The sequence below is a fragment of the Rathayibacter sp. AY1A7 genome (assembly GCF_002930845.1).
In the GTDB taxonomy this organism is placed as follows: domain Bacteria; phylum Actinomycetota; class Actinomycetes; order Actinomycetales; family Microbacteriaceae; genus Rathayibacter.
Map to the genome: position 1 here is coordinate 155701 of NZ_PSTL01000004.1, position 24657 is coordinate 180357.

A 24657-nucleotide genomic window follows, 5' to 3' on the forward strand; every position below is an offset into this window, starting at 1 on the left:
GGTCCGCCGCGTCCGCGCCTCGTCTTCGACCGCTAGCCGGCCCGAGGGCGGTAGAAGCGCACGACCGGGAGGGCAGCCGTCGGAGCCTCGCGCACGACGATCTCGAGGCGCTGGATCAGGGCCGGGACGGTCGGCGTGGTCTCGAGCCGGCACTCGAGCTCTCCGTCGCGGCCCGGCAGGAGGAAGGCCGCCTGCGCCGCGGAGGCGCTCCAGAGCAGCCGCTCCACCAGCGGCCTCGCGGTCGGGTCCTCGGCGAGCCCGCCGATCTCCGCGATCGCCGTGGCGAGGCGGCGGGCGCGCACGTCGGCCGGCACATCGCTCAGCAGGTTGGGGCTGAACAGGGCGCCGCTGCCCGGCTCCCCCGCCCGGGTGAGGTCTCCCGCGACGATCGCGGCCTCGACGGCGGCGGCCGCGGCGAGCGTCCACGGGAGGAGGGTGATGGTCCGCGCCGGAGGAGCGGTGTCCTCGAGGGCGGCGCGGAGGAGTCCCGTCGCGGCGGCGGCGAGCTTCGCCCCGTTCGCGGTCGCGAAGACCACGGCCCCCAGGCCCGACTCCAGATGCCACCGCATGTTCGACGACCAGCCCGGCAGGCCGCCGGAGTGGTGGGCGATCCCGCCGAAGCGGACGTCGTGCTCGACGACGAGGCCGAACCCGTACGCGGAGCCGTCGAGCGTGCTCTCGACGGCGCGAGGGCTCAGCGCGGGGACCGGCGTCCAGCCGCGCTGCATCTCGCGGCGGGAGGCACGGCTCAGCACCGGGTCGTCGTCCGCGCCGTCCTCGCCCTCGAACGCGGAGGAGAGCCAGCCGCTCCAGCGGGCGATGTCGCCGACCGTGCTGAACATGCTCGCGGCGCAGGCGCCCGCTCCGGTGCCGGTCACGGGGCGGGGCACCCAGGTCGCTCCGTCGTCGAAGGTGCTGAAGCCGGCCGCCAGGTCGGTGCCGTCGGGGTAGTCGCCGCTGTCGTAGCGGGTGTCGTGGAGGCCGAGCGGCTCGAGGATCGTCCGCGTCGCGAAGGACGGGAAGTCCTCCCCGGTCACGTTCTCGACGAGCACGCCGAGCAGCCAGAAGCCGATGTTCGAGTACTGGTAGACCTCACCCGGCCGCTCCGTGAAGGTCAGCCCGCGGCCGACGACCTCGAGGAACTCCTCCCGCGTCAGAGCCATGACGTCGTCGGCCCAGCCGTTGTCCTCCGGGAGCCCCGAGCAGTTGCTGAGGAGCATCCTGATCGTCACGGGCAGCGGCAGGCCCGCGGAGTCGAGCGGATCGGCGAATTCCGGCACGTGGTCGGCGACGCGGTCGTCGAGGCGGAGCAGCCCGCGGTCGCGCAGGATCAGCACCGCCGCCGCCTCGAAGCTCTTCGACATGGAGGCGATGCGGTGCACGGTCCCGGGCCCGGGAGCGGCGCCGTCGAGGCGGTACTCGCCGCGGCCGTGGTGGACGAGCAGCCCGCTGCGGTCGAACAGGGCCCAGCTCACCGAGGGGGCCGGCGGCGCCTCCTCGTCGAACCACCGGGCCAGCCGGTCCTGGAGCGGCGGGGAGAGGAGCGTCGGCCGAGGGAGCGTCATGCCCTCATCCTCCCGCACGCGGCACAGGCCGCCGCGGTCCCGCGGGTCACCGCGGGAGGACGCCGTCGGGGCTCAGCCAGTCCGGGCGGCTCCCCTCGACCGCGTCCAGGACGTCCTCCTGCGGGCCGGTCGCCGGTCTCCGCGGCGACGATGATCCGGTCGTCGACGGGAGCGGAGGGGCCCGCCGTGCATCCGGCGAGCATCCCGATCAGCAGCACTCCCCCGGCGACGCGCGCCCGTCCGCTCACCGTCGAGCGTCGCGGCGACGGCTGCTCCGGCGGGCTGACGAGTCCCGGCGAGAGCCCGAGCGGCCGCCGGCACCTGCGAGCCGGACGAGGAACTTCTCAGGTCCTCTTGCGTGTCGCAGGCGCGGAACCTAGTTTTGTCGAACCGGTTCGAAGCACTGTTGCTCCGACCCCGGACCGACGCCCGCCGTCGTCCGGCCGGCTGTCCCCACAGAAAGTGACCAGCGTGACAACGATGTCCTCCCCGAGGCGCGGCACCCGCTCCCTCGCCCTCGCGCTGAGTGCCGCGACACTCGCCGCCCTCGCCGTCGCTCTCCCGAGCGCCGAGTCCGCCTCCGCGGCCGACACCTCCGTCCCCGCCGACGCGCTCATCCTCCAGTACGACTTCGAGCAGGGGCAGGTGTCCGGATCCACGGTCGCCGACCTCTCGTCGAAGAAGCTCGACGGCACCGTCGTCAACAGCGCGAGAGCGACGTACGTCGCGGGTCGGAAGGCCGGTACGACCGCGATCGACCTTCCCGGGGGCGCGGCGAACTCGACCTCCGCGCCGTACCTGACCGTGCCGAACGGGCTCTTCCAGGGCGTGACGCAGACCACCGTCTCCGCCTGGACGAAGTGGTCCGGCACCGGAGGCTTCCAGTGGCTGTGGTGCCTGGGCATCAGCCCCGACGCCGCGTCGGCCTTCGCTCCGTCGTTCGACGGCGGCAGCGCCCGCGCGATCATCAAGCAGCTGAAGGACGGCGGCGAGACCGGTGTCTCCAGCTCCTCGCCGCTGCAGAAGGACCAGTGGGTCAACGTCACCGCGACGATGGACGGCACGACCGTGACCCTGTACCTCAACGGTCTGCAGGTCGCGACGGCTCCCGCCTCCGTCGATCTCGCGAAGCAGCTCTACTCCGCCTCCGCCTCCAAGAGCGGCAACATCGGCCGGGCGCTCTGGAACGTGCACCCCTACTTCGACGGAGCGATCGACGACTTCCGCGTCTACGACCGGGCTCTGACCGCCGCTCAGGTCCGGGGTCTGGCGGGGGACGCCGCGCCGGCCGTCACCGGCGTTCTCTCGACGAGCGTCGCGGTCACCACCGGCATCGGCGTCGCGCCGGCCCTGCCGGGGGTCCCCGCCACCTACTCCGACGGCGTGAACCGCGACGCCCCGGTCACCTGGGAGAGCGTCCCCGCCTCCGCGTACGCGAAGCGCGGCACCTTCACCGTGAAGGGCACCGTCACCGGCCTCGGCACCGCGATCACGGCGACCGTCACGGTGCGCGCACTCGACGAGATGACCATCGACCTCGGCACGAGCACCGGGGAGTTCATGGGCGGCGCGTCCGGCACCCTCTACGGGGTCTACGGCGAGGGCCTCCCCTCCGACAACCTCCTCGAGGGGATCGACCTGCGCACGGTCTCGACCAAGGCGCAGGACGGGCCGCAGCATCCGGGCGCCGACGCGCTCAGCGTCGCGAAGGCCGTCGCCGACACCTCGGACGGCGACACCTACATCTACATGACGGACATCTACCGCGGCTTCCCCTACGAGTGGCCGGGCAGCACTCCCCAGGAGAAGCTGGCCGACTACCAGGCGAAGATCGCCACGCAGGTCGACCAGGTGCTCGCGCTCCCCGAGGAGTACCAGGACAACATCGTGTTCGTGCCGTTCAACGAGCCCGAGGGCAACATGTTCGGCAACGGGAAGTGGAGCTACGACGGGAAGAGCTGGCTGGAGGACCCGACCGCGTTCTTCGCGGCCTGGGACAGCACCTACGCGCTGATCCGCGACAGGATGCCCGACGCCCGCATCGCCGGACCGAACACCAGCGTCCTCTACGACCAGGTCCGCGGGTTCATGACCCACACGCTCGAGCAGGACACCGTCCCCGACGTGATGACCTGGCACGAGCTGAGCGCCCCGGGTGAGATCCGCACCAACGTCGACCGCTTCCGGGCCTGGGAGGACGAGCTGTACGCGGGCACGTCCTACGCCGGGAAGCACCTGCCGGTGAACCTCAACGAGTACGCCTTCAACTACCACACCTCCGTGCCCGGCCAGATGGTCCAGTGGATCAGCGCGCTCGAGGACAAGAAGGTCGACGGCGACATCGCCTACTGGAACATCGACGGCAACCTCTCCGACTCCGCGGTGCAGGCCAACCGCGCCAACGGCCAGTGGTGGCTCCTCAACGCCTACGCCTCGATGACCGGCGACACCGTCGCGGTCACGCCGCCCAAGCCCGGCCAGAGCTACACCCTCCAGGGCGTCGCGACCCTCGACACCGCGGCCAAGCAGGCGAGAGCCCTCTTCGGAGGCGTCGGCGGCTCGCAGAAGGTCGCGTTCGAGCGCATCCCGGCCGCCACTTTCGGCTCGAAGGTCCACGTGGAGGTCAGCGAGATCCGCTGGACCGGCCAGGTCGGCGACTCGGGAGCCCCGCAGACGGTCAAGGAGTTCGACGCGTCCGTCGTGGACGGCGCCCTCTCGCTGGACTTCGGCGGATCCCTCCCCGCGCTCGACATCGACTCCGCCTACGAAGTCGTCCTGACCCCGGGCGCCAACGCGTCGTCGCCGTCCGCCTCGCCCGTCGACTTCCGCCAGAAGTACGAGGCCGAGGACGCCCGCTACACCGGATCGCGGAACCTCAACGGACCCGAGGGCTCGCCGACCAACGTCGGCGGCTTCTACACCTCGGGCGGACGCAACGTGGGCGGGATCCGCACCGGCGGTGACCTGAAGCTCGACTTCGCGGTCACCGTCCCGAAGGACGGCGAGTACGACCTCAGCGTCTTCGCCAACTCCCTCAACACCTACGCCGCCAACGCCCAGCAGGGTCCGATCAACGCGTTCCTGAGCGTCGACGGCGCTGCGGAGCAGGAGATCCTCCTTCCGCTGGCCTACAAGTTCGTGGTCTGGGACCACGCGGACACCAAGGTGAAGCTGACCGCCGGCACCCACACGATCTCGCTCGCCGCGAAGAACCTCGCCGGCACGAAGTCGACCGTGGGCGACGCGATCGTCGACAAGATCGAGCTCTCCCTCCCCAGCGCGGCCGCCGCGACCTCGATCCACGAGGCCGAGACCGGCACGCTCGACAACGGAGCGACGGCCGACTACTCCCGCGCCGGCGTCTCCGGCTCGGGCACGGCGACGCTCACCAGCGGCGCCTCCACCACCGTCTGGGGCTACTCCGCGAAGGACGCGCCGTCCTCCGTGACCGTGGACACCCTGGGCGGCGGCACCGGCGACCTCTACGTCAACGACGTGAAGGTCGGGCCGGTGGGCGCGAGCTCGACCCGCCAGGTCTTCCTCTCGGGCGGCGTGAACAAGATCGAGGTCGTCGGCACGAGCGGCACGCTCCTCGTCGATCGGATCGTCATCGGAGCGAGCGCGAACCCGCCCGCGACGACGAGCTACGAGGCGGAGGCGGCCACGATCACCGGCCCCGCCACGGTCCGCGACCTGTCCTTCGCGTCGGGCGGCAAGGCCGTCGGGAACATCGGCGGCGGACGCGACGGCGACTCGACCCTGACCTTCGGCGACGTGAAGGCCGAGCAGGACGGGACCTACGCGCTCACGCTGCGCTACTCCAACGAGGAGCAGTCCCCCGCGACGCACTACAACCCCGACCCGCTCGCCCGCCACGCGGACATCACGGTCAACGGAGTGACGCAGCGCGTGCTCTTCCCGCACACGTTCCACCAGAACCAGCTGTGGGACCTGAGCGTGCCGGTCACGCTCAGGAAGGGCTCGAACACCATCGCGATCACCTCGAAGGAGCTCCCGGGGTTCGACGGGACGACCTACCTCTCCGACACCTTCCCCGGCGTCCTGCTCACCTCGCAGTACGCGCCCAACATCGACAGGATCTCGGTCACGCCCTTCGTCGGGCGGACAGCGGGCCTGACGGTGAGCGGCACGGCGGCCTCGCGCTGCACCGCGGGGAAGGTCACGATCACGGGGACGGCGACCAACACCAGCGCGGTCGCCGCTGACATCACGATCGGCTCGGCCTGGGGCACGAAGACCTTCACCGGGGTCGCTCCCGGCAAGACGGTCTCAGCCGCCTTCAGCACCCGCGCTGCGAGCGTCGGAGCCGGCGCTCTCGACGTGCGGATCGCGGGGACGGTCGACGGCGCTGCCGCGAGCGGATCCACGGCACCGGCCTACGGTGCGGCGCGCTGCGGCTGATCCGTCCAGAACGCCCTGACGCGGCCGGGCACCTCGTGCGCCCGGCCGCGTCGGCGTGTCGTCGGGACCGGACGTTCCCCGACGGGGACGGCCGCGCCGTGGACGAGCAGAGCGTCGGAGCCGCAGCGTCCGGTCCTCGCTCCGGGGACGCGGCGCCCGAGTTGCGTGCGCCGCGCCGCACTGCCACTCTCGACACGGTTCGAGCGGGGGTGGAGATGGCCACGATCGGAGACGTCGCGAAAGCGGCAGGGGTCTCTCGCAGCACTGTGTCGTACGTCCTCTCCGGCAAGCGCAGCATCTCCGCCGAGACGCGCAAGCGCATCGAGGACGCGATCGCCGAGCTCGACTTCACGGTCAACGCCGGAGCACGGGCGCTCGCGACGCGCCGCACCATGGCGCTCGGCCTGCTCGTCCACTTCGACCCGGACGAGTTCGCGCCCGCGATGGTCGAGTACGTGCTCCCCATCACGGCCCGCGCCCGCGAGCTCGGCTACGACGTGCTGCTGGCCACCGAGGCCGACGGGGCGGCTGCCGTCCGCCGACTCACGCGCTCCGGCCAGGTCGACGGACTGATCCTCCTGAGCGTCGCGGACGACGACGACCGGCTGCCCGTCCTGCGCGCCTCGCGGCGGCCCGGTGCCGCCCTCGGCGTGCCCGCGGACGCCTCCGGGGTGGACGTCTTCGACCTCGACTTCGGCGACGCGGCCCGCCTGCTGATCGAGCACCTGGGCGCCCTCGGGCATCGGAGCATCGGTCTCGTCACCCCTCCTGAGCGCGTCTTCGACCGCGGAGGGACCTACGGGCTCCGGTTCCGCGAGTCGGCTCTCAAGACCGCCGGTCGGCTCGGGATCGAGCTGGTGATGCGCCCGGCCGCCACCGCCGCCGACGCCGTCGAGCCGATGATCACGGCGTTCCTCGACGACAACCCCGGACTCACGGCGCTGGTCGTCCACAGCGACCGGACCATCGCGATGCTTCCCGCGATCCTGGGCCGACGCGCTGTCGCCGTGCCCGGGCAGCTGTCCGTCGTGAGCCTGTACTCGGCCGAGTTCGCCCGCGACTTCTCGCTCCCCTACAGCTACGTCGAGACGGGTGCCGCCGAGCTCGGCGCGCACCTGGTCGACACGCTCGTCGAGCGGATCGAGCAGCCGTCCCGCGGCGAGGAGCCGTCGATCCGCCTCCTGCCCGCGCGTCTCGTCGACCGCGGGAGCGCCCGCGCGGTCTGAGGACCGCTCCGGAGCCCCCGAGGCCCGGTCAGAATCGCGAGGCGACCTCGTAGAGGACCTCGTCGTCGCCCGCGTAGACGCCGTCGCGCCGCGGCCAGTGCGCGATCACGTCCGTGAAGCCGAGCTCCTCCGCCCGGCCGGCCATGTCCTCGAACCGGGCGACGCTCTCGAGGGAGTAGTCGCCCCCGGAGTCGAGCGAGAGGTGGCGCTCGACGGTGCGCGGGTCGCGCCCGGCCGCCTCGAGCGCCGCATCGAGCCGCCGGGAGAGGGACGCGACCGCCCGCCACCACTCCTCGCTCGACACTCCCTCCGGGCCGGTCGTGACCCAGCCCTGCCCGCGCTCGGCGACGAGCGCGAGGCCCTTCGGCCCGTTCGCGGCGAGGACGAACGGGACGCGGGGGCGCTGCACGGGCTCGCCCACCATCCGCGCCGAGCGGGCGGTGAACCACTCCCCCTCGAGGTCCACTCCGCCCGAGCCGGGCTCCTCGAAGCGCAGCAGCGCGTCAAGGGCCGTGACGAACTCGGTGAAGCGCTCGTGCCGCTGCCGGGGCGAGTAGTCGGGCTGCCCGAGCACGCGCGCGTCGAAGCCCGTGCCGCCCGAGCCGACCCCGAGGATCGTCCGACCGCCCGAGATCTCGTCCAGCGTCGCGATCTCCTTCGCGAACGGCACCGGGTGGCGGAAGTTCGGGGAGGCCACGAACGTGCCCAGGCGGAGCGTCTCGGTCACCATCGCGGCAGCGGTGAGGGTGGGGACGGTCGCGTGCCACGGCTGGTCGGCGAGGGAGCGCCAGGAGAGGTGGTCGTAGGTCCACGCGTGGTCGAAGCCCAGGCCCTCGGCCGACTGCCACTTCCGGCGGGCCTCGGCCCACGGGTCCTGCGGGAGGATGACGATGCCGTGTCGCATCGTCCGAGTGTACGAGCGCCGTCGGGTCAGAGCGCGGCGGGCGGCACCGGGGGCGGATCGGGCACCTCGTCCACGACCGAGCGCGGGACCATCCCGGGTCGGCATCCGCACGCGCAGGCGCAGCGGTTCCCGCTCCGACGCGCCGAGCAGCTCGCGGGCGGCGCTCCGCACCTGCCGCGCCAGCGCCGGGTGCACGGCCCCCGGATCCTCGAACGCGGCGACCAGCTCGCGCAGCACTCGGGTGGTGCTCCGCGGGTCGCCGTCCTGCCTGGGCATCGGATCGGCCCCTCACTCTCGGCACGGCCGTCAGGGTCCCGGCGGTGCAGCGGATGTCTCGCGCCGACGGTAGGGCCGGGACGGCGCCGTGGCACTGAGGTTGACAACGGGAGGACCCGGCGGATCGCGGTGCGCGGGGTGCGATCCGCGCGAGGGCGGTCCTGCTGGGGATCGACGGCCACCGCCGGGAGAACCCGCTTCCCACGATCGCGCCCGTCCGGTCGCGGCTGCTCTCGGGGCGTGATCACGACGACGGAGCGGGTGGACGACTGGGTCGAGGGCTGGTGCCGGGCACGCGGCGTGCAGCGCGTCCGCGAGGACGGGGCATGGCTGGTCGATGTCGGAGCGGAGTCGCGCACGCGGGAGCGGATCCTGGTCGATCCGTCGCCCTCCGCGCCGCAGGCGGGCGCCGAGCGGGTGGCCGGGCCCCAGGAGTGGCTGACGGTCATCGGCCTGGGCGAAGACGCCCGCCTCGCGCCCGCCGCCGGGCTGGAGCTCGTCGCGGGCGACGAGAGCCTGATGGCGGCGCTCCTCGGCCCGGGCCGCACCGCCGAGGGTGCCCTGCTCGCGGGAGCCGTGCTCGAGGCCGCCGACGGAGTGGCGAGCGTCCGGCTGCTGGTCGGCGGAGTCGTCGCCGCTCAGGGCACCGCCGCCGTGCACGGGACGGTCGCGGTTCTGGACCGGATCGAGACCGATGCGCGGTTCCGCCGACGCGGGCTGGGACGGCGGGTCGTCGACGCCCTCACCGCCTGGGCCCGGTCCGAGGGTGCACGGAGCGGTCTCCTCGTCGCCAGCACGGACGGCCGCCCCCTCTACCTCACCCTCGGCTGGGAGGTGGTCGCGCCGGTGCGCATCTGGCGCGGGGCCGCACTCCGAGATCCGGGACAGGGCTGCGCGGCCGCCGGGCGATGATCCCCCGCCGTACGGCCCTCCGGGAGCGCACGTCCGCCTGAGTACGGAATCCCGCGCAACGGATACAGGCGGCGGAGAACGGCGAAGCAGCCGTGAAGCGGCCGCCCGCCGAAGTGTATTCAGCCGATAACACCACCCTCGAAAGAGGGACGCCCGCTATCGCTCGAACGGCCTTGTCCGAGAAGCGGATCATCCGCTTCTCGGACTCGTGTCACCGCCCTCGGGTCGTCACCCGAGAGCGCCCTTCTCGGCCGAGTAGAGCTGCTTCACCTGCTCCGCGGTCAGCGCCCGGTCCCACACCCGCAGTCGGGCGAGGGAGCCGGCGAAGCGGTTGATCATCGTGCCGTCCCGGCCGACCGCTCCGACCACGAAGTCGCCGGGAGCCGCGTTGAGGCCGTCGGGGTAGACGTAGGGGTTCTTGGCGTAGGTCGCGCCGAGCTTGTCGGTGTACACCGGGTACGCGGTGGCGGCGCCGTCGAGGTACGAGACCGCGACTGCGCCGTCGTACGTCCCGACGTGCAGCTGCCACACGCCGCGCGTGATCCGGCGGGGCTCCACCGAGTAGTCGCGCGAGTACGGGTAGCCGGGCGTCGGCCCGCCGAGCTTCGAGACGTGCATGCACACGCGCTCCCAGCCGCCGTACTCGGGGAGGTTGTTGAACAGCGCGTAGGAGCGCAGCGGCCCGACCGTCGACTCCTCCCAGACGCCCGCGATGCAGGCGCCGTCCGCGGCGGAGTTGAGCACCCACACCGCGATCGTCACCTGGCCGGTCGAGGCGCCCAGGTTGAGCGGGCCGACCTCGTCCTTGGGGACGACCAGGTGGTCCGTCGTCCCGTTGAGGGCGACTCCGGTGCCGAACGGCGTGGCGACGGCGCGGGCGGAGGAGCCCGCGCCCTGCCGGAGCGCCGGAGCGCCCGCGACGGCCGAGGCGAAGGGGGCGGCGCTCTCGGCGAAGGACCACTCCGCGATCGGCGTGGGCACGGTGACCGTGGGGACCGGAGCGGCGTCGCCGACCACGAACGCGTCGAGGATCAGGTTGGTGCCGCTCGAGGCCGGGTTGCGGCCGCTCCCGCGGCGGATGGTCACCGTGTGCGGCCCGGCCGCGAGCTGTCCGCTGCTCCAGACCGTCTGCTTCGACCGCGTCGCGGCGCTGTAGCGGTCGACGGACGCGACCTTGACTCCGTCGAGCTCGACCTCGTTGATGCCGGACGAGCCGGTGAGGCGGCTGATCCAGCTCACGCTGGTGCCCGTGAAGGCGAGGGTGGCGGAGGCGCCCGCGGTGGTCGAGTAGGCGATGCTGCCGCCGCTGTCCGTGCTCGCCTTCAACGTCGACCAGGTGCCGGTCGTGACGATCGGGGCGGCGCCGTTCTCGTAGGTGCCCGCTCCGGGCAGCGTCGTCGCCGGCGGAGGCGTCGCGTCGCCGACCACGAAGGAGTCGAGCAGCAGGTTGGTCCCGGTCGAGGCCGGATTGCGGCCGCTCCCCCGGCGGATCGTCAGCGTGTGCGGCCCGGCGGCGAGCTGTCCGCTGCTCCACACCGTCTGCTTCGAGCGGGTGGACGCGCTGTAGCGGTCGACGGAGGCGACCTTCACACCGTCGAGCTCGACGTCGTTGATCCCGGAGGACGACGTGAGTCGGCTGATCCAGGCGATGCTCGTGCCGGTGAAGGCGAGCGTCGCGGAGGCGTCGGAGCTGGTCGAGTAGGCGATGCTCCCGCCGCTGTCCGCGGTGGCCTTCAGCGTCGTCCAGGTGCCGGTGGTGACGATCTGCGCGGCGCCGTTCTCGTAGGTGCCCGCGCCGGGCAGCGTGGACACGGGCGGCGTCTCGGGCTCGGGCTCCGTCTGCGGCACGGGGCCCTCGGCGATCCAGCGCTGGAAGGTGTCGAGCATCTCCTTGTTGGTGAAGCTCGGGACCTTGTGCCCGTCGGTGCCCTCCCCCGGGTGGGTGCGGACCGTCGCCTCCTTCGCCAGGGGCAGGGCCGCGGCGTGGAGGGCGGCGCCGTGCAGAGCGAACGGCACGACCTTGTCGTCGGGCGATCCGGTGATCCTCAGCCGCGCACCGCGCCACACCGACGCGGGCAGCCGCGCCGGGTTGGTGGCGGCGATGGCCGCGGCGTCGGCGTACTCGGGGCCGATCCGGTCCGGTTCGCTCGCCGCCCGCTCCTCCATGTCGTAGGAGCTGTTGCAGAGGTACGCGCCCCGGATGTTCGGCACCATCCGCTTCCCGTAGGCCCAGGTCAGAAGCGGCCCGCCCCCGGAGTCGGAGCGCAGGAGGCTCGCGTCGATCCGCCACACCGACGAGGCCCAGGCGACGACAGCGGCCTGGATCTCGATCGCTCGCGGGCTCGACCAGATGCTGCCGCCGTAGGTCGGGCAGATGCTGACGATGCCGCGGTCCACGGCGAGGTCGGCCGAGTACGCGAAGGCGCTCGAGAGCGCCGTGTGGGTGCCGTTGCGGGCGTGGTAGTACCAGAGCATCGATGCGCCCCTGGTCTGCGACGGAGGCGTCGCGTGCGGCACGAACAGGCGCGCCCGGTCCCCCGCGACGACGACGTCGATGATCTCGTAGCGCTTCCCGCCCGTCTTCGACGTGGCGGTGGACAGGCGCGAGACCTCGCCGGGCAGTCGGGGCACCGCGGTGAGGTCGCCGGCCGCGAGGGCCGGCGTCGCGAAGGCGATCGCGCCCGCGCCGGCGACGGATCCGGCGAGGATCGTGCGGCGGGAGAGAGCGGAGAGGGCCTTGACGCCCGATCGGGAGCCGGTGCGGGAGGAGTCGGCGGAGTCGCCGACGGCAGTGTCCTGAGGAGTCACGGAAGAGAGAGCCTTTCCGATCGTCACCGTTCCGGGTACACCGATCGAAAGAGGAGGAGAAGGCGTTCAGTGAACGAGCGGCAGCGCTCGCGCTACTGATGCGGATCACCTTCTCCTCGAGAAGGAAAGGGAAGCCGGATCAGGCTAACAGAGGGGATGAGAAGGGGTTCAGTATTTCTACCCACCGTTTCATCAACCGGAGAAGAAGGAATCGCTTATCCGGCCGCTTATCGTCCCTTTTCCGGTGACACGACGCGTGCTGGACACCGCCGTCTGGCAGGATGCCCCCGTGTCGGAGACGGGTCGGCTGCAGCGGGGCGGCGCCCTCCCCGTGCTCCTCGTGTTCCTCCGCCTCGGGCTGACCTCGTTCGGCGGGCCGATCGCGCACCTCGGCTACTTCCGCGAGGAGTTCGTGGTGCGCCGCGGCTGGCTGACCGATCGCGCGTACGCCGACCTCGTCGCGCTGTGCCAGTTCCTCCCCGGACCCGCGTCCAGCCAGGTCGGGATGGCGGTCGGCCTGCAGCGCGCGGGACTCGCCGGACTGGTCGCCGCGTGGTGCGGATTCACGCTCCCCTCGGCGATCGCCCTGGTCCTCGTCGCCGGGCTCGTCGCCGGTACGGGCGATGTCGCCTCCGCCGGCTGGCTCCTGGGCCTCCAGGCGGCGGCGGCCGCGGTCGTCGCACAGGCCGTGCTCGGGATGGCGCGCTCGCTCGCACCGGACCGCCGACGCGCGACGATCGCCGGTGCGGCGGCCGTCGCCGTGCTCCTCGCCCCGGAGCCCGCGCTGCAAGTGGCGGTGATCGCGGCGGCGGGCCTGGCCGGCGTCCTGTGGCTCCGCCGTGAGGAGGCGGCTCCAGACGACGGCCCGGGCTTCGCGGTCCGAATCCCGACGGCGCTCGCGGTCTCGGCGCTCGCCCTCTGGGGACTCCTCCTGGCCGGCCTCCCCCTGCTGGACGCTCTCACGGGCGAGGGAGCGGCGGGTCTCGCCTCCGTCTTCTACCGCGCGGGCGCTCTGGTGTTCGGGGGCGGCCACGTCGTGCTGCCTCTGCTGGAGGCGCAGACGGTCGGCGCGGGCACGGTCGGGCAGAGCGAGTTCCTGGCCGGATACGGGGCGGCGCAGGCGGTGCCCGGCCCGCTCTTCACCTTCTCCGCGTTCCTCGGCGCGGTGGGCGCGGGGACGCCGGACGGTGTCGCGGGGGCGGCGATCGCGCTGGTCGCGATCTTCCTGCCGGGCGCTCTGCTCGTGGTCGGCGTGCTCCCGTTCTGGCAGCGGCTGCGGCACCTGCCGGTCGCGCAGAGGGCGCTGGCCGGCGTGAACGCCGGCGTGGTGGGACTGCTCGGCGGCGCCCTCTACGACCCGGTGCTGACCGAGGGCATCGGCTCGACCGGCGCTCTGGCGCTCGCGATCGGCGCCTTCGTGGCGCTGACGCGCTGGACCGTGCCCCCGTGGATCGTCGTCCTCGCCGCCGCGGGCCTCGGCGCCCTGCTCCTCTGACTCCCTCCGGGGACGACGATCCGGACCAGCCCTGGCAGTCTGGACGCATGAGGGCTCAGGGGACGACAGCAGCAGTGGCGACGACGGCAGCGGCGGGGCTCCTGCTGCTGGGCGGGTGCACCGCCGGCGGCGGGGCCGAGGCGGGCGCCACGGCGTCCGCGCCCGCCTCGCGGACGCCGAGACCCGCCATCACCGACCTGATCACTTCGAGCCCGACCCCCTCCGCTCCGGCGACCGCCGAGCCGGTCGGAACCGTCGTCGACGCCGGGCCGGTCGGCGAGGGAGTCCCCGCCACCGTCTCGGGCACCGGCCCGGCCGACGTGTCGTTCCAGCGGCAGGGCGAGTTCGCGGTCGTCCTGAGCCTGGACTGCTCGGCCTGCACCGGCACGGCGATCGTCACCGCCGCGGGCCGGATGACGCCCTTCGGCGAGGCCGCCGCCCCGATGACGGGGTCGTTCCTGACCGGGATCTTCCGCGACGACCCCGTCGAGCAGCAGGTGATCGTCCGAGCCGACGGGCCGTGGACGCTCGGCCTGCAGAGCTGGAACGACCTCGCGACGGTGAGCGGTGCGCAGTCCGGCACCGGCCCGGCCGTCCTGTTCTTCTCCGACGACGTCCCGCGCGTGACGGTCGACTACACGCCCGCGGGTCCGGACGACTCGTTCTCCGGCCGCGTGTTCACGACCTCCGATCAGCCGCAGCTGTTCGGCGACTCCGTCGCCTTCTCCGAGGTGTTCGAGGCCGACCTGCCCGGCGTCATGGCCGTCCAGACCGAGGGGACCTGGACCGTCACGCCGACGCCCTGACCCGGGGTCGCGTCGCGCCGGCCGCGGAGTCGGGGAACGGGCGCCCCTCGGCCCAGACCCGCTGCACGCGGAGCGATGCGTCGAGCAGGACGACGTCGGCGCGGTACCCGGGGGCCAGCAGGCCGAGGTCGCCACGGCCGAGCACGCGGGCGGGAACGGCGGTGAGGGCGGCGACGGACGCCTCCAGCCCGAGCCGACCGGGCCCGACGGCGCGCCGCAGGGCCTCGTCCTGCGTGAGCGTGGATCCGGCGAGCACAGCGGTGCCCGCGAGCCGGGCGACTCCGCCGAGCACCTCGACGTCGAGCGGGCCGAGGCGGTGCGCTCCGTCGCCCGCCCCGGCCGCCGCCATCGCGTCGGTGACGAGCGCGATCCGCCCGGGAGCCGCCGCGAACGCGAGCCGCACCACCTCGACGTCCACGTGCCGGCCGTCGAGGATCAGCTCGAGCGCGACCCTCTCGTCTCCCAGGGCCACCGGGATCGGGCCCGGGGAGCGGTGGCCGATCCCGGGCATGGCGTTGAACGCGTGCGTGACCAGCCGGGCTCCGCGGTCGAACGCTGCCCGCGCCTGGTCGGCGTCCGCCTCGGTGTGGCCCACCGCGACCACCGTGCCGGCGCCGGCGAGCCGCTCCACCGCGGCGAGGGCTCCCGGCAGCTCGGGCGCGAGCGTGATCTGCGCGAGGCGTCCGCGGGCGGCGTCCAGCAGCCGGCCGACCGCGCCGGAGGAGGGGTGCACGAGAGCCGCGGGGTCGTGCGCTCCCCTGCGCGAGGGCGCGAGGAACGGGCCCTCGAGGTGCGCGCCGAGCACGAGCGGGTCGGTGGCCGCGAGGGCCGAGACCGCGTCCAGAGAGGACTCCAGCTGCTCCAGCGGCGCCGAGACCAGGCTGACCAGCGAGCGCGTGGTGCCACGGGAGCGGTGCAGCGCGAGGCCCGCGCGGATCGCCTCCGCTCCTCCGTCGAAGCCGTGACCGCCCCCTCCGTGCACATGGAGGTCGAGGAAGCCCGGGACAGCGGTGAGGCCCCGCGCGTCGTGCAGCTCCGCCCCCTCCGCCTGCGCCTGCCAGCCGGTGCCGGTGCCGGTCGCCGTGATCGCGCCGTCCCGCGCGCGGAGCCAGTGGTGCTCCACCGTCCCGGCCGCGTCGACCTTCCGTGCGCTGTGGATGATCAGCGCGGCGTGCGCCATGCGGTCGTCTCCTGGGTGTCGGTTCCGGATCGGCGGGGACTCCGCCCCCTCCCGACGATGGCACAGCCCCTGCCGGTCGAGCCGGTCCGACACCGATCACTGCGCCACCCGAACGCATTCCGCGCCTCCGCGTCACGAACAGGGACCTCGCGCGTCTCCTGTGCATGCCTCCCCTGGACACCCGAACCCCCACCCCTCGCCTAGCCGCCTCCCGCCGGCCGCTCGACGTCGTCGCCATCGCGGCGGCCGCCCTCGTCAACGAGTGCTACCTGGATCGGCGCTTCACCGTCCACCACCTCGCCGCCGAGCTGCGGATGCCCGCCCTGCTGCTGCGGCTGCGGTTCCGCCGCTGCTACGGGCTCGGCCTCGACGAGCACCTCGCCCTCCGCCGACTCGAGCTGGCCGCCGTCCTGATGGCGAGCACCCCCGTCGCTCTCGGCGGCCTCGACCGCATCGCCCGGGGTTCCGGCTACCGGGGCACCGCCGAGCTGGACCGCGACCACCGGAGGCACCGCCGGTCCTCCGCGCTGGCCGCCTGGTTCCGGGCCGCCCCGCGTCCCGAGCGCGAGCACCGGCCCGGCATCCGGCCCGAGGAGGAGCTGCTCGCCGCAGCGCCGGGTGCCGCGACGCCGGCCCGCCCCAGCAGCATCCGCTCGGCACCGGTCACCCCGCTGAGGCGCCGCGCCTGAGCCCGGCCGCGGAGCGGTAAAGTGCCACGATGCGCACCTCCGGAACCCGCCGATGACGGCCGTCCGCTACGTCGCGATCGGCGATTCCTTCACCGAGGGCGTCGGCGACGAGCGGCCGGACGGCACCCCGCGCGGCTGGGCCGATCTGGCGGCCGCGGGATGGGCGGCGGCCACGGGTGAGCGGATCGAGTACGCCAACCTCGCGATCCGGGGCCGGCTCATCGCGCCGATCCTCGCCGAGCAGCTCGAGCCCGCGCTCGCCCTCGGCCCGACCCACCTCTCCTTCAACGGAGGCGGCAACGACATGCTGCGCCCGCGGGCCGACATCGAGCGGATCGCCGACGCCTACCTCCGTGTGCTCGAGCGCTGCGACGAGCAGGGCGTCGTGCTGATCGCCCTGGCCGGCGCCGACCCGTCGCCGCGGCTCCCGCTCGGCTCGCTCATCCGCCGCCGCGGGGACGCGCTGACCGACGCCGTCCTGCGTCGGACGAGCCACCGGACCGACGTGGTCGTCGCCGACAACTGGCACGACCCCGCTTTCGCCGATCCGGAGCTGTGGTCGGAGGACCGCCTGCACCTCGGCCCGCGGGGGCACCGGCGGGTGGCCGACCGGGTCCTGCGGGCGCTCGGGCTCACGCCGCCCGCCGCGCTGCCCGACGCTCCCGAGGCCGCACTCCGGCGCGGCGGAACCGTGCAGTACTACCGGCAGCACGTCGCGCCGTGGGTGCAGCGGAGGCTCACCGGCACGTCCTCCGGGGACGGCCGCGCCGCGAAGTACGCGGGCTTCGTGCCGATCGACCCGGTCTGACGCCTCCTCCGAGGAGCACGGCCCTCGTTCGACGGGCAGGGATCTCCCGTGAGGCGCTCAGCGGCGACCACTCATGGCCGCTCGACGGCGTCGAGCGCTCAGTGCCAGCCGTACCGCGCCGAGAGCACCCGGGCGACGGCGTCGTACCGAGCACGCTCCAGAGATGCTCCTTCGCGGCGCATCCCGGCGGGGTGCACGCGGAACACGCGCTCCGGGTCGACCCAGCTGGGGCGCCCGTCCGGGTCCCAGCCGCCGGTGCCGACGGCCAGGTAGTCGGAGTGCTCCTTCGAGCTCAGCCGCACGGCGAGAACCGTCCCCGACTTCTCGACCGCGAGCACGAGCACCGGGCGGTCCTTGCCGCGGCCGTCGTCCTCCTCGTACGGCACCCAGGTCCAGACGACCTCGCCCGGGTCCGGGTCGCCGTCGGGCGTGGGCGCGTAGCCCAGGCGGACCCCGCGGAGCCGCGACGGGTCGACCTCGACGGTGCGGCCCACTCCGCTCGCGCCCGGCGTCGGCGCCGTCGTGCTCAGGTACGGGCGCTGCGGGCGGGGCCCGGCGTCCGGCCGCGGGGCGACCGCGCGGCCGAGGAGTCGGAGGAGCAGGGACACGACCGAGCGCGAGGAGGGCACCCCGGAACCCTAGCCCGGATCCGCGGCCGCCCGCCTGCGGGGGCGCGCCCGGCGGTCGCCCGGCCCGGACGCGCCGACGGGGTGCCGGCTCCGGAGAGCCGGCACCCCGTCGGGTGCTGCGGAGGAGGGGGTCAGTCCGCCAGGACGTAGCCCGCCTCGCCGTGGATGGCCGTGTCGATGCCGGCGATCTCGTCCTCGTTCTTCACGCGGAAGCCCATCGTCTTCTGGATGATCCAGCCGATGAGGAGCGTCATGACGAAGGAGTAGGCGAGGACGGTGAAGGCCGCGAGGGCCTGCTTGCCGAGCTGGCTCGCGTCGCCGGTGAGGAACAGGCCCACGCCGGTGCCGAAGAAGCCGATGTAGAGCGTTCCGATGAGGCCGCCGACCAGGTGCACGCCGACCACGTCGAGCGAGTCGTCGTAGCCGAGGCGGTACTTCAGGTCGATCGCCAGGGCGCAGACGGCGCCGGTGATGACGCCCAGGACGATCGCCCAGAACGGCGACAGGCTGGCGCAGGCCGGGGTGATCGCGACGAGGCCCGCGACCGCGCCCGAGGCGGCGCCGATCGAGGTGGGCTTGCCGTCCTTGATCTTCTCGACGACGAGCCAGCCGAGGATCGCGGCGGCCGGAGCGGCGATGGTGTTCAGGAAGGCGACGGCCGCGATGCCGTCGGCGGCGAGCTCGGAGCCGGCGTTGAACCCGAACCAGCCGAACCACAGCAGTCCGGCGCCCAGGAGCACGAACGGCGGGTTGTGCGGCTGGTGCGCGCCCTTGGTGAAGTTGACGCGCTTGCCGAGCACCAGGGCGAGGGCGAGGGCCGCCGCTCCGGCGTTGATGTGGACGGCGGTGCCGCCCGCGAAGTCGATCGCGCCGACGCCGTAGGCGATCCAGCCGCCGTCGACGACGGTGGCGTCGTCGCCGAGGGTGAAGTTGAAGACCCACGAGGCGACCGGGAAGTAGACGACGGTGGCCCAGACGCCGGCGAAGACCATCCAGGCCCCGAACTTCGCGCGGTCCGCGATGGCGCCGGAGATGAGCGCGACGGTGATGATCGCGAACGTCGCCTGGAACGCGGCGAAGGCCAGCGTCGGGTAGGCCGACGTCTGCTCGCCGAGCGCGTCGTTGTAGATGCCCTGCAGGCCGATCTGGGCGGTGTCGATGCCGAGGACGCCGTCGATGCCGACGAAGGTGTCGGTCCCTGCGGGGCCGGACGGGCCGTTGCCGAACGCGATCGCGTAGCCGTACAGGACCCAGAGGACCCCGATGAGGCCCATGGCTCCGAAGCTGAGCATCATCATGCTGATGACGCTCTTCGCACGCACCAGGCCGCCGTAGAAGAAGGCGAGCCCGGGGGTCATGAGCAGGACCAGCGCGGCTGCGATGAGCAGGAACGCGGTATTGCCTTGATCCATTGTTGAACCTCTCGTGAGTGTGCAGAGAAAAGCCCGGAGCGAGGACGCTGCGTCGGAGCACGGCCTGGAGACACGCGGGTGTCGGGTCACCTCGGGTAGCCGACAGTCTGGTGGCGCGAGGTTTCGTCCCGTGAGGCACCGCGTTTCGCGGAGGTTACGGCCGAGGCCCCTGTGTAAAAAGCGCGTTACGGCGCGCTGGCGGACGGCACGACGACGACCCTGGGAACGCCGGGAGGAGAGCGGATCCGCCCCTAGGAGCGGGGCGCCATCGAGGTGAGCGCGATGAGCCGCGACATCGAGCGCAGGTACTTCTTGCGGTAGCCGCCGCTCAGCATGTCGCCGCCGAAGACCTCGTCGAGGGGCGTCCCGGAGGCGAGGACCGGGATCTGCGCGTCGTAGACCCGGTCGATGAAGGCCACGAGGCGCAGGGCGTCGGTCTGGTCGGTCAGAGCGGTGACGCCCCGGAGCACGATGGTGTCGACGCCGTCGATCACCTTGATGTAGCGGGAGGGGTGCACGGTGCCCAGGTGGTGCACGGCGCCCGCGAACGGGTCGTCGGTGACGACGGAGCCTGCGGGGGCGGCCGCGACGAGAGCGTCGATCTCCTCGTCGGTGCGCACCACGGCGTGGCCCTCGATGTCGCGGCGCCGGTAGTCGGTGCCGTCGATCCGCATCGTCTCGAAGTGGGCGGCCATCGACTGGATCTCGCGGAGGAAGTCCGCTGCGGCGAAGCGCCCCTCGCCCAGCGCGTTGGGCGGGGTGTTCGAGGTCGCGGCGATGCGGGTCCCGGAGGCGACGAGCTCGCCGAGGAGCCGCGTCATCAGCATCGTGTCGCCCGGGTCGTCCAGTTCGAACTCGTCGATGCACAGGAGCGCCGAGCCCTTGAGGAGAGAGACGGTCGCCGCGTAGCCGAGCGCGCCGACGAGCGCGGTGTACTCGATGAACGTCCCGAAGTAGGTGCGGCCCGGCACCGCGTGCCAGATCGCCGCGAGCAGGTGGGTCTTGCCGACGCCGAAGCCGCCGTCGAGGTACACGCCCGGCTTGACCGCGGGGGCCTTCTTCCGGCCGAAGCCCAGGAAGCCGCCTCCGCCGCCCTTGGATCCGCCGCCGGCGGCGAACGCGCGGAGAGCCTCCACCGCGTCGGCCTGCGAGGGGTACTCCGGGTCGGGACGGTAGCTCTCGAAGGTGGCGCCCTCGAACTGGCGCGGGGGCACCAGCGTCGACGCGATCTCGTGCCCGCTGATCTGGGGCGAGCGGGCGGTCAGGCTGCTCGTCGATCGGACGTCGTCGGGGCTCACTCGCGTCTCGCATCCTGCGCACGGCGGGGGTCCGTGCGCTCAGTGGCGGCGGCCGCACCGGGCACGGAGCCGCCGCGGTTCTGTGTCGAACTCTTACGGCGCCCTCCGTGCGGCGTCGTCCGCGGACGCGTACTGTCGCTGAAGGGCGGGCTCCAGCGTAGCCCGCCGTGGAATCACGCCCGCGCTCCGCGCACCATCCTGGAGGTCCTCCTTGTCCGTCGAAACCGATCCGTCGCCGAAGTTCGCCTCCTACGCGCACCCCGAACGGCTCGTCAGCGCCGACTGGCTCGAGCAGCGCCTCGGCACTCCCGGTCTCGTCGTCGTCGAGTCCGACGAGGACGTCCTGCTCTACGAGACCGGCCACATCCCCGGCTCCGTCAAGATCGACTGGCACACCGACCTCAACGACCCGGTGCAGCGCGACTACATCGACGGTGCCGCGTTCGCCGCGCTCGTCGGCGGCAAGGGCATCGCCCGCGACACCACCGTCGTCGTCTACGGCGACAAGAACAACTGGTGGGCCGCCTACGCGCTCTGGGTCTTCACCCTCTTCGGCCACGAGGACGTCCGTCTGCTCGACGGCGGCCGCGACAAGTGGCTCGCGGAGGGCCGCCCGACGACCACCGACGCCTCCTCCCCGGAGCCCGCCGAGTACCCCGTCGTCGAGCGCAGCGACGCCGAGATCCGCGCCTTCAAGGACGACGTCCTCGCGCACTTCGGCAACCCGCTGATCGACGTCCGCTCCCCGGAGGAGTTCACCGGGCAGCGCACCACGGCGCCGGCCTACCCGGAGGAGGGCGCCCTGCGCGCCGGTCACATCCCCAGCGCGCAGAACGTGCCCTGGGGCAGGGCCGCCGCCGAGGACGGCACCTTCCGCCCCCTCGACGAGCTGAACGGCATCTACCGCGAGGGCGCGGGGCTGAAGGACGGCGACTCCGTCATCGCCTACTGCCGGATCGGCGAGCGCTCCGCCCACACCTGGTTCGTGCTGACCCACCTCCTCGGCTTCGAGGGCGTCCGCAACTACGACGGCTCCTGGACCGAGTGGGGCAGCGCCGTCCGCGTCCCGATCGTGCAGGGCGCCGAGCCCGGCGAGGCCCCCGCGGCCCGCTGACGCGTCACGGCGGAGGCCGGGAGCGCCGATCCGCCCGTCGACGGGCCGGATCCGGGCTCCCGGCCTCCGCTGCGACCGCCCGCCGCCCCTCCCCCGATGAGACACTGGACCGGATGACCGACACCACGCTCCCCGACGCTCTGCGCGACATCCGCGAGGAGTTCCTCGCCCTCGAGAAGCCGGAGCGCCTGCAGCTCCTGCTCGAGTTCTCGAACGAGCTCCCCGACCTGCCCGAGCGCTACCGCGACCACCCGGACCTCTTCGAGCGCGTGGAGGAGTGCCAGGCGCCCGTCTTCATCGTCGTCGACGTGGAGGGCGGGATCGTGCACCTGCACGCCACTGCTCCCCGCGAGGCGCCCACGACGCGCGGCTTCGCGTCGATCCTGGCGCAGGGCCTGGCCGGGCTCACCCCCGAGCAGGTGCTCGCCGTCCCCGACGACTTCCCGCAGACCATCGGCCTCTCGGAGGCGGTCTCGCCGCTGCGCCTGCGCGGCATGACCGCGCTGCTCGGCCGCACCAAGCGGCAGGTCCGCGCGCACCTGGCCGCATGATTCTCCGGCCGCTCGTCCCCGCGGGTCCGCCGATCGTGATCGGCGAGGAGGGCGCGCGAGCGGCGGTCGCGGACGCCTGGCGTCCCGACGAGGCGGTGCGCGTGCGCCTGAACATGATCGCGAGCGTCACCGGCTCCAGCACCGGCTCCGACGGCACCAGCGAGACGCTCACCAACCGCGTCGACCGCACGATCCTCGGAGTCGTCCGCGAGCAGGCCGACGTCGTCCTCGTCGGAGCCGCGAGCGTCCGCGCCGAGGGCTACCGCGTCCCCCGGCGGGTCCCGCTCGCCGTCGTCTCCGCCTCGGGCGATCTCGCCGGGCACCGCCTGGAGCTGCAGGAGGGCTCCCGGGTCCTGCTGCTGGTGCCGGAGTCGCGCGGCGCGGTGGAGGGGCTCCCCGCCGGCGTCGAGGTCGTCCCGGTCCCGTCCTCCTCGGAGCGGATCGGCGTCGACGAGCTCCTGGAGGCTCTCGCCGGGCTCGGCCTGCACCGCGTCGTCTGCGAGGGCGGCGCCTCGCTCTCGGGCCAGTTCCTCGCCTCGGGCCGGGTCGACGAGCTGTGCCTCACCACCTCGCCGCGCGTCGTCCTGCCGGGCCTCCCGGTCGCGACGGGCACGGCCGTCGTCGACGACGCCTACGCCCTGACGCTCCTGGCCGCGGACGATTCCGGGGCCGTCTACGCCCGCTGGAGCCGCACGCGCTGAGAGCCGCCCACCCGGCGTGCCTCCGCGTCCCGGGCGCGTCGGAACCCTAGTCTGCGACCGTGCCCGAATTCCCAGCGTCGTCCCAGCTCCCCGAGGAGTTCCGGGTCGCGACGGAGTCGATCCGCGCCGCTGCCACGCGCGCCGAGCTCACCGTGTCCGAGATCGCCTCGCCGTCGGGTCTCGCGCCCTGGGCCCTCGCCCTGTCGGGCGACGTCGCGCCGCACGCGCACGGACGCGACTCCGAGCTGGGCACGGGGCGCTTCATCCTGCTCTACGACCCCGAGGAGCCCGAGCAGTGGGGCGGCCCCTTCCGCGTCGTCTGCTTCGCCCAGGCCCCGCTCGAGGTCGAGATCGGCACCGATCCGTTCCTCGCCGAGGTCGCCTGGTCCTGGCTCATCGATGCCCTCGGGGCGCGGGGCGCCTCCTATTCCGCCGCGTCCGGCACGGCCACCAAGGTGCTCTCCACCGGTTTCGGCGAGCTGGCCGCTCAGGGCGACGGTGCGCAGATCGAGATCCGCGCCTCCTGGAGCCCGGATGATGCGCAGCTCGCCGCTCACGTGGAAGGGTGGGGGGAGCTGTTGTGCATGCTCGCGGGTCTCCCGCCCGTATCGAGCGACGGTGTGACCCCGCTCGCCTTCCGACGGAACAACCGTGACTGATTACCGTGTCCTCTCCACGCCCGACGAGTTCCTCGCCGCGGTCGACGCCCTCGCCGCCGGCGAGGGCCCCGTCGCCGTCGACGCCGAGCGCGCCTCCGGCTTCACCTACTCGCAGCGCGCGTACCTGATCCAGGTCTACCGGCGCGGTGCCGGCGCGTTCCTCTTCGATCCCCCCGCCATCGGCCGGATGGACGCCCTGCAGGCGGTCATCGGCCAGGAGGAGTGGGTCCTCCACGCCGCCAGCCAGGATCTCGCCTGCCTGCGCGAGGTGGGCCTGGACCCGGTGCGGATCTTCGACACCGAGCTCGCCGCCCGGCTCCTCGGACTGCCCAAGGTGGGCCTCGGCGCCGTCGTCGAGGACCTCCTCGGCATCCACCTGGCCAAGGAGCACTCGGCCGCCGACTGGTCGACCCGCCCCCTCCCCCAGAGCTGGCTCGTCTACGCCGCGAAGGACGTGGAGCTCCTCGTGGACCTCCGCGACCGCATGGAGGAGATGCTCATCGCCGCGCGGAAGACGCGCATCGCCCGCGAGGAGTTCGAGGCGACGCTCGCGCGCGCCCCGAAGGCGGTCCCGCCGGATCCGTGGCGCCGCCTCTCCGGCATGCACTCGCTCCGCGGCCCGCGCCCCCTCGCCGTGGCGCGCGAGCTCTGGCTGGCCCGGGACGCGTTCGCCCGCGAGCGCGACATCGCTCCCGGCCGCCTGATCCCCGACTCCTCGATCATCGCGGTCGCCCGCAACATCCCGACCAGCATCGGCCAGCTCTCGGGCCGCCGCGACTTCACCGGCCGCGCCAGCCGCGGCGAGGTCGAGCGCTGGTGGGCCGCGATCGAGCGCGGGACGACGACCGAGGACCTGCCGAGCCCGACCCGCCCGGCCGCCGACACGCTCCCCCCTCCCCGCGCGTGGGGCGATCGCAACCCGGCCGCCGACGCCCGTCTGAAGGCGGGACGCGCCGTGGTCACCGAGATCGCCGAGCTGCTCTCGCTCCCGGTCGAGAACCTGCTCACGCCGGAGCTGCTGCGCCGGGTGGCCTGGAACCCGCCCGAGCCGTTGACCGCGGAGTCGGTCGCCGCGGAGCTCACCCGCGCCGGCGCCCGCGCCTGGCAGGTCGAAGCCACGTCGGGCTCGATCGCCACCGCGTTTGTCGAAGCGGCCCAAGCGCCGGCCGAGGGCACCGAAACCCCTTCGTAGGAAGCGGCAA

General features: G+C 73.4%; 19 protein-coding genes. 12 read left to right on the forward strand and 7 right to left on the reverse strand.

Features of this window, described 5'->3' with window-relative positions; genetic code table 11:
* Positions 1 to 32 precede the first annotated feature (32 nt).
* Positions 33 to 1565 carry a serine hydrolase gene (locus C5B95_RS05725; protein ID WP_104348671.1) on the reverse strand — a complete coding sequence of 511 codons (1533 nt, stop codon included), beginning with the start codon at positions 1563 to 1565 and terminating at the stop codon, positions 33 to 35.
* 480 nt (positions 1566 to 2045) lie between these two features.
* Here C5B95_RS05725 and C5B95_RS05730 point away from each other — a divergent pair, with 480 nt between their 5' ends.
* Complete coding sequence (locus C5B95_RS05730) at positions 2046 to 5987, forward strand: LamG-like jellyroll fold domain-containing protein (RefSeq protein WP_104348672.1); 3942 nt, start codon at positions 2046 to 2048, stop codon at positions 5985 to 5987.
* Between the two features lie 215 nt (positions 5988 to 6202).
* On the forward strand, positions 6203 to 7213 hold the full coding sequence (locus C5B95_RS05735) for a LacI family DNA-binding transcriptional regulator (protein WP_104348690.1): 1011 nt from the start codon (positions 6203 to 6205) through the stop codon (positions 7211 to 7213).
* A gap of 28 nt (positions 7214 to 7241) precedes the next feature.
* Here C5B95_RS05735 and C5B95_RS05740 read toward each other — a convergent pair whose 3' ends face one another.
* A complete protein-coding gene (locus C5B95_RS05740) occupies positions 7242 to 8393 on the reverse strand; it encodes an LLM class flavin-dependent oxidoreductase (protein WP_258059828.1) in 1152 nt (383 codons plus the stop codon).
* 240 nt (positions 8394 to 8633) lie between these two features.
* On the opposite strand from C5B95_RS05740, the gene C5B95_RS17710 reads away from it, so the two are divergent.
* Positions 8634 to 9305 carry a GNAT family N-acetyltransferase gene (locus C5B95_RS17710; protein WP_219813823.1) on the forward strand — a complete coding sequence of 224 codons (672 nt, stop codon included), beginning with the start codon at positions 8634 to 8636 and terminating at the stop codon, positions 9303 to 9305.
* A 228-nt stretch (positions 9306 to 9533) separates the two neighbouring features.
* Here the strand turns inward: C5B95_RS17710 and C5B95_RS05750 are convergent, their stop codons facing one another.
* Complete coding sequence (locus C5B95_RS05750) at positions 9534 to 12113, reverse strand: LamG-like jellyroll fold domain-containing protein (RefSeq protein ID WP_104348673.1); 2580 nt, start codon at positions 12111 to 12113, stop codon at positions 9534 to 9536.
* Positions 12114 to 12402: 289 nt separating this feature from the next.
* Between C5B95_RS05750 and chrA the strand changes: the two genes are divergently transcribed.
* Both chrA and C5B95_RS05760 read left to right on the forward strand, forming a co-directional pair.
* A complete protein-coding gene (gene chrA, locus C5B95_RS05755; RefSeq protein ID WP_258059829.1) occupies positions 12403 to 13608 on the forward strand; it encodes a chromate efflux transporter in 1206 nt (401 codons plus the stop codon).
* A gap of 47 nt (positions 13609 to 13655) precedes the next feature.
* Positions 13656 to 14414, forward strand: a complete 759-nt coding sequence (locus C5B95_RS05760; RefSeq protein WP_146076492.1) for a hypothetical protein — start codon at positions 13656 to 13658, stop codon at positions 14412 to 14414.
* Here C5B95_RS05760 and C5B95_RS05765 read toward each other — a convergent pair.
* Complete coding sequence (locus tag C5B95_RS05765) at positions 14398 to 15594, reverse strand: N-acetylglucosamine-6-phosphate deacetylase (RefSeq protein WP_104337294.1); 1197 nt, start codon at positions 15592 to 15594, stop codon at positions 14398 to 14400. The genes C5B95_RS05760 and C5B95_RS05765 overlap by 17 nt on opposite strands.
* Before the next feature lie 164 nt (positions 15595 to 15758).
* Between C5B95_RS05765 and C5B95_RS05770 the strand changes: the two genes are divergently transcribed.
* Both C5B95_RS05770 and C5B95_RS05775 read left to right on the forward strand, forming a co-directional pair.
* Positions 15759 to 16283, forward strand: a complete 525-nt coding sequence (locus C5B95_RS05770; RefSeq protein WP_104348675.1) for a hypothetical protein — start codon at positions 15759 to 15761, stop codon at positions 16281 to 16283.
* Between the two features lie 52 nt (positions 16284 to 16335).
* The gene (locus C5B95_RS05775; protein WP_104262912.1) at positions 16336 to 17091 is read left to right on the forward strand and encodes an SGNH/GDSL hydrolase family protein; all 756 of its coding nucleotides are present in this window, start codon (positions 16336 to 16338) and stop codon (positions 17089 to 17091) included.
* Positions 17092 to 17189: 98 nt separating this feature from the next.
* On the opposite strand, the gene C5B95_RS05780 is transcribed toward C5B95_RS05775, so the two are convergent.
* From C5B95_RS05780 to zapE, 3 genes are all read right to left on the reverse strand, one after another.
* Positions 17190 to 17720: a type II toxin-antitoxin system PemK/MazF family toxin gene (locus C5B95_RS05780; protein ID WP_219813824.1), complete on the reverse strand. Its 531-nt coding sequence runs from the start codon at positions 17718 to 17720 to the stop codon at positions 17190 to 17192.
* Positions 17721 to 17851: 131 nt separating this feature from the next.
* Positions 17852 to 19132 (reverse strand): ammonium transporter, encoded by a 1281-nt coding sequence (locus C5B95_RS05785; protein ID WP_104222080.1) that lies wholly within the window; start codon positions 19130 to 19132, stop codon positions 17852 to 17854.
* Positions 19133 to 19383: 251 nt separating this feature from the next.
* A complete protein-coding gene (zapE, locus tag C5B95_RS05790; RefSeq protein WP_104348676.1) occupies positions 19384 to 20430 on the reverse strand; it encodes a cell division protein ZapE in 1047 nt (348 codons plus the stop codon).
* 211 nt (positions 20431 to 20641) lie between these two features.
* On the opposite strand from zapE, the gene C5B95_RS05795 reads away from it, so the two are divergent.
* The 5 genes from C5B95_RS05795 to C5B95_RS05815 all read left to right on the forward strand — a co-directional run bounded on the left by C5B95_RS05795 (position 20642) and on the right by C5B95_RS05815 (position 24647).
* Positions 20642 to 21544, forward strand: coding sequence for a sulfurtransferase (locus C5B95_RS05795; protein ID WP_104232576.1), 903 nt, complete (start codon positions 20642 to 20644; stop codon positions 21542 to 21544).
* 113 nt (positions 21545 to 21657) lie between these two features.
* Positions 21658 to 22095, forward strand: a complete 438-nt coding sequence (locus tag C5B95_RS05800; RefSeq protein WP_104222086.1) for a SufE family protein — start codon at positions 21658 to 21660, stop codon at positions 22093 to 22095.
* The gene (locus C5B95_RS05805) at positions 22092 to 22796 is read left to right on the forward strand and encodes a dihydrofolate reductase family protein (protein WP_104222088.1); all 705 of its coding nucleotides are present in this window, start codon (positions 22092 to 22094) and stop codon (positions 22794 to 22796) included. The genes C5B95_RS05800 and C5B95_RS05805 overlap by 4 nt, the downstream gene beginning before the upstream one ends.
* A gap of 59 nt (positions 22797 to 22855) precedes the next feature.
* A complete protein-coding gene (locus C5B95_RS05810; RefSeq protein WP_104222090.1) occupies positions 22856 to 23455 on the forward strand; it encodes a DUF3000 domain-containing protein in 600 nt (199 codons plus the stop codon).
* The gene (locus tag C5B95_RS05815) at positions 23448 to 24647 is read left to right on the forward strand and encodes a ribonuclease D (RefSeq protein ID WP_104222092.1); all 1200 of its coding nucleotides are present in this window, start codon (positions 23448 to 23450) and stop codon (positions 24645 to 24647) included. The genes C5B95_RS05810 and C5B95_RS05815 overlap by 8 nt, the downstream gene beginning before the upstream one ends.
* Positions 24648 to 24657: the final 10 nt, after the last annotated feature.

Excerpts from the sequence above, each read along its gene's own strand:
- C5B95_RS05805 (WP_104222088.1), top strand. The coding sequence starts at position 22,092 with ATGATTCTCCGGCCGCTCGTCCCCGCGGGTCCGCCGATCGTGATCGGC.
- C5B95_RS05765 (WP_104337294.1), bottom strand. The coding sequence starts at position 15,594 with ATGGCGCACGCCGCGCTGATCATCCACAGCGCACGGAAGGTCGACGCG.
- C5B95_RS05760 (WP_146076492.1), top strand. The coding sequence starts at position 13,656 with ATGAGGGCTCAGGGGACGACAGCAGCAGTGGCGACGACGGCAGCGGCG.
- C5B95_RS05785 (WP_104222080.1), bottom strand. The coding sequence starts at position 19,132 with ATGGATCAAGGCAATACCGCGTTCCTGCTCATCGCAGCCGCGCTGGTC.
- C5B95_RS05725 (WP_104348671.1), bottom strand. The coding sequence starts at position 1,565 with ATGACGCTCCCTCGGCCGACGCTCCTCTCCCCGCCGCTCCAGGACCGG.
- C5B95_RS05770 (WP_104348675.1), top strand. The coding sequence starts at position 15,759 with ATGCCTCCCCTGGACACCCGAACCCCCACCCCTCGCCTAGCCGCCTCC.
- C5B95_RS05740 (WP_258059828.1), bottom strand. The coding sequence starts at position 8,393 with ATGCCCAGGCAGGACGGCGACCCGCGGAGCACCACCCGAGTGCTGCGC.
- C5B95_RS05735 (WP_104348690.1), top strand. The coding sequence starts at position 6,203 with ATGGCCACGATCGGAGACGTCGCGAAAGCGGCAGGGGTCTCTCGCAGC.
- C5B95_RS05730 (WP_104348672.1), top strand. The coding sequence starts at position 2,046 with ATGTCCTCCCCGAGGCGCGGCACCCGCTCCCTCGCCCTCGCGCTGAGT.
- C5B95_RS05775 (WP_104262912.1), top strand. The coding sequence starts at position 16,336 with ATGACGGCCGTCCGCTACGTCGCGATCGGCGATTCCTTCACCGAGGGC.
- C5B95_RS05800 (WP_104222086.1), top strand. The coding sequence starts at position 21,658 with ATGACCGACACCACGCTCCCCGACGCTCTGCGCGACATCCGCGAGGAG.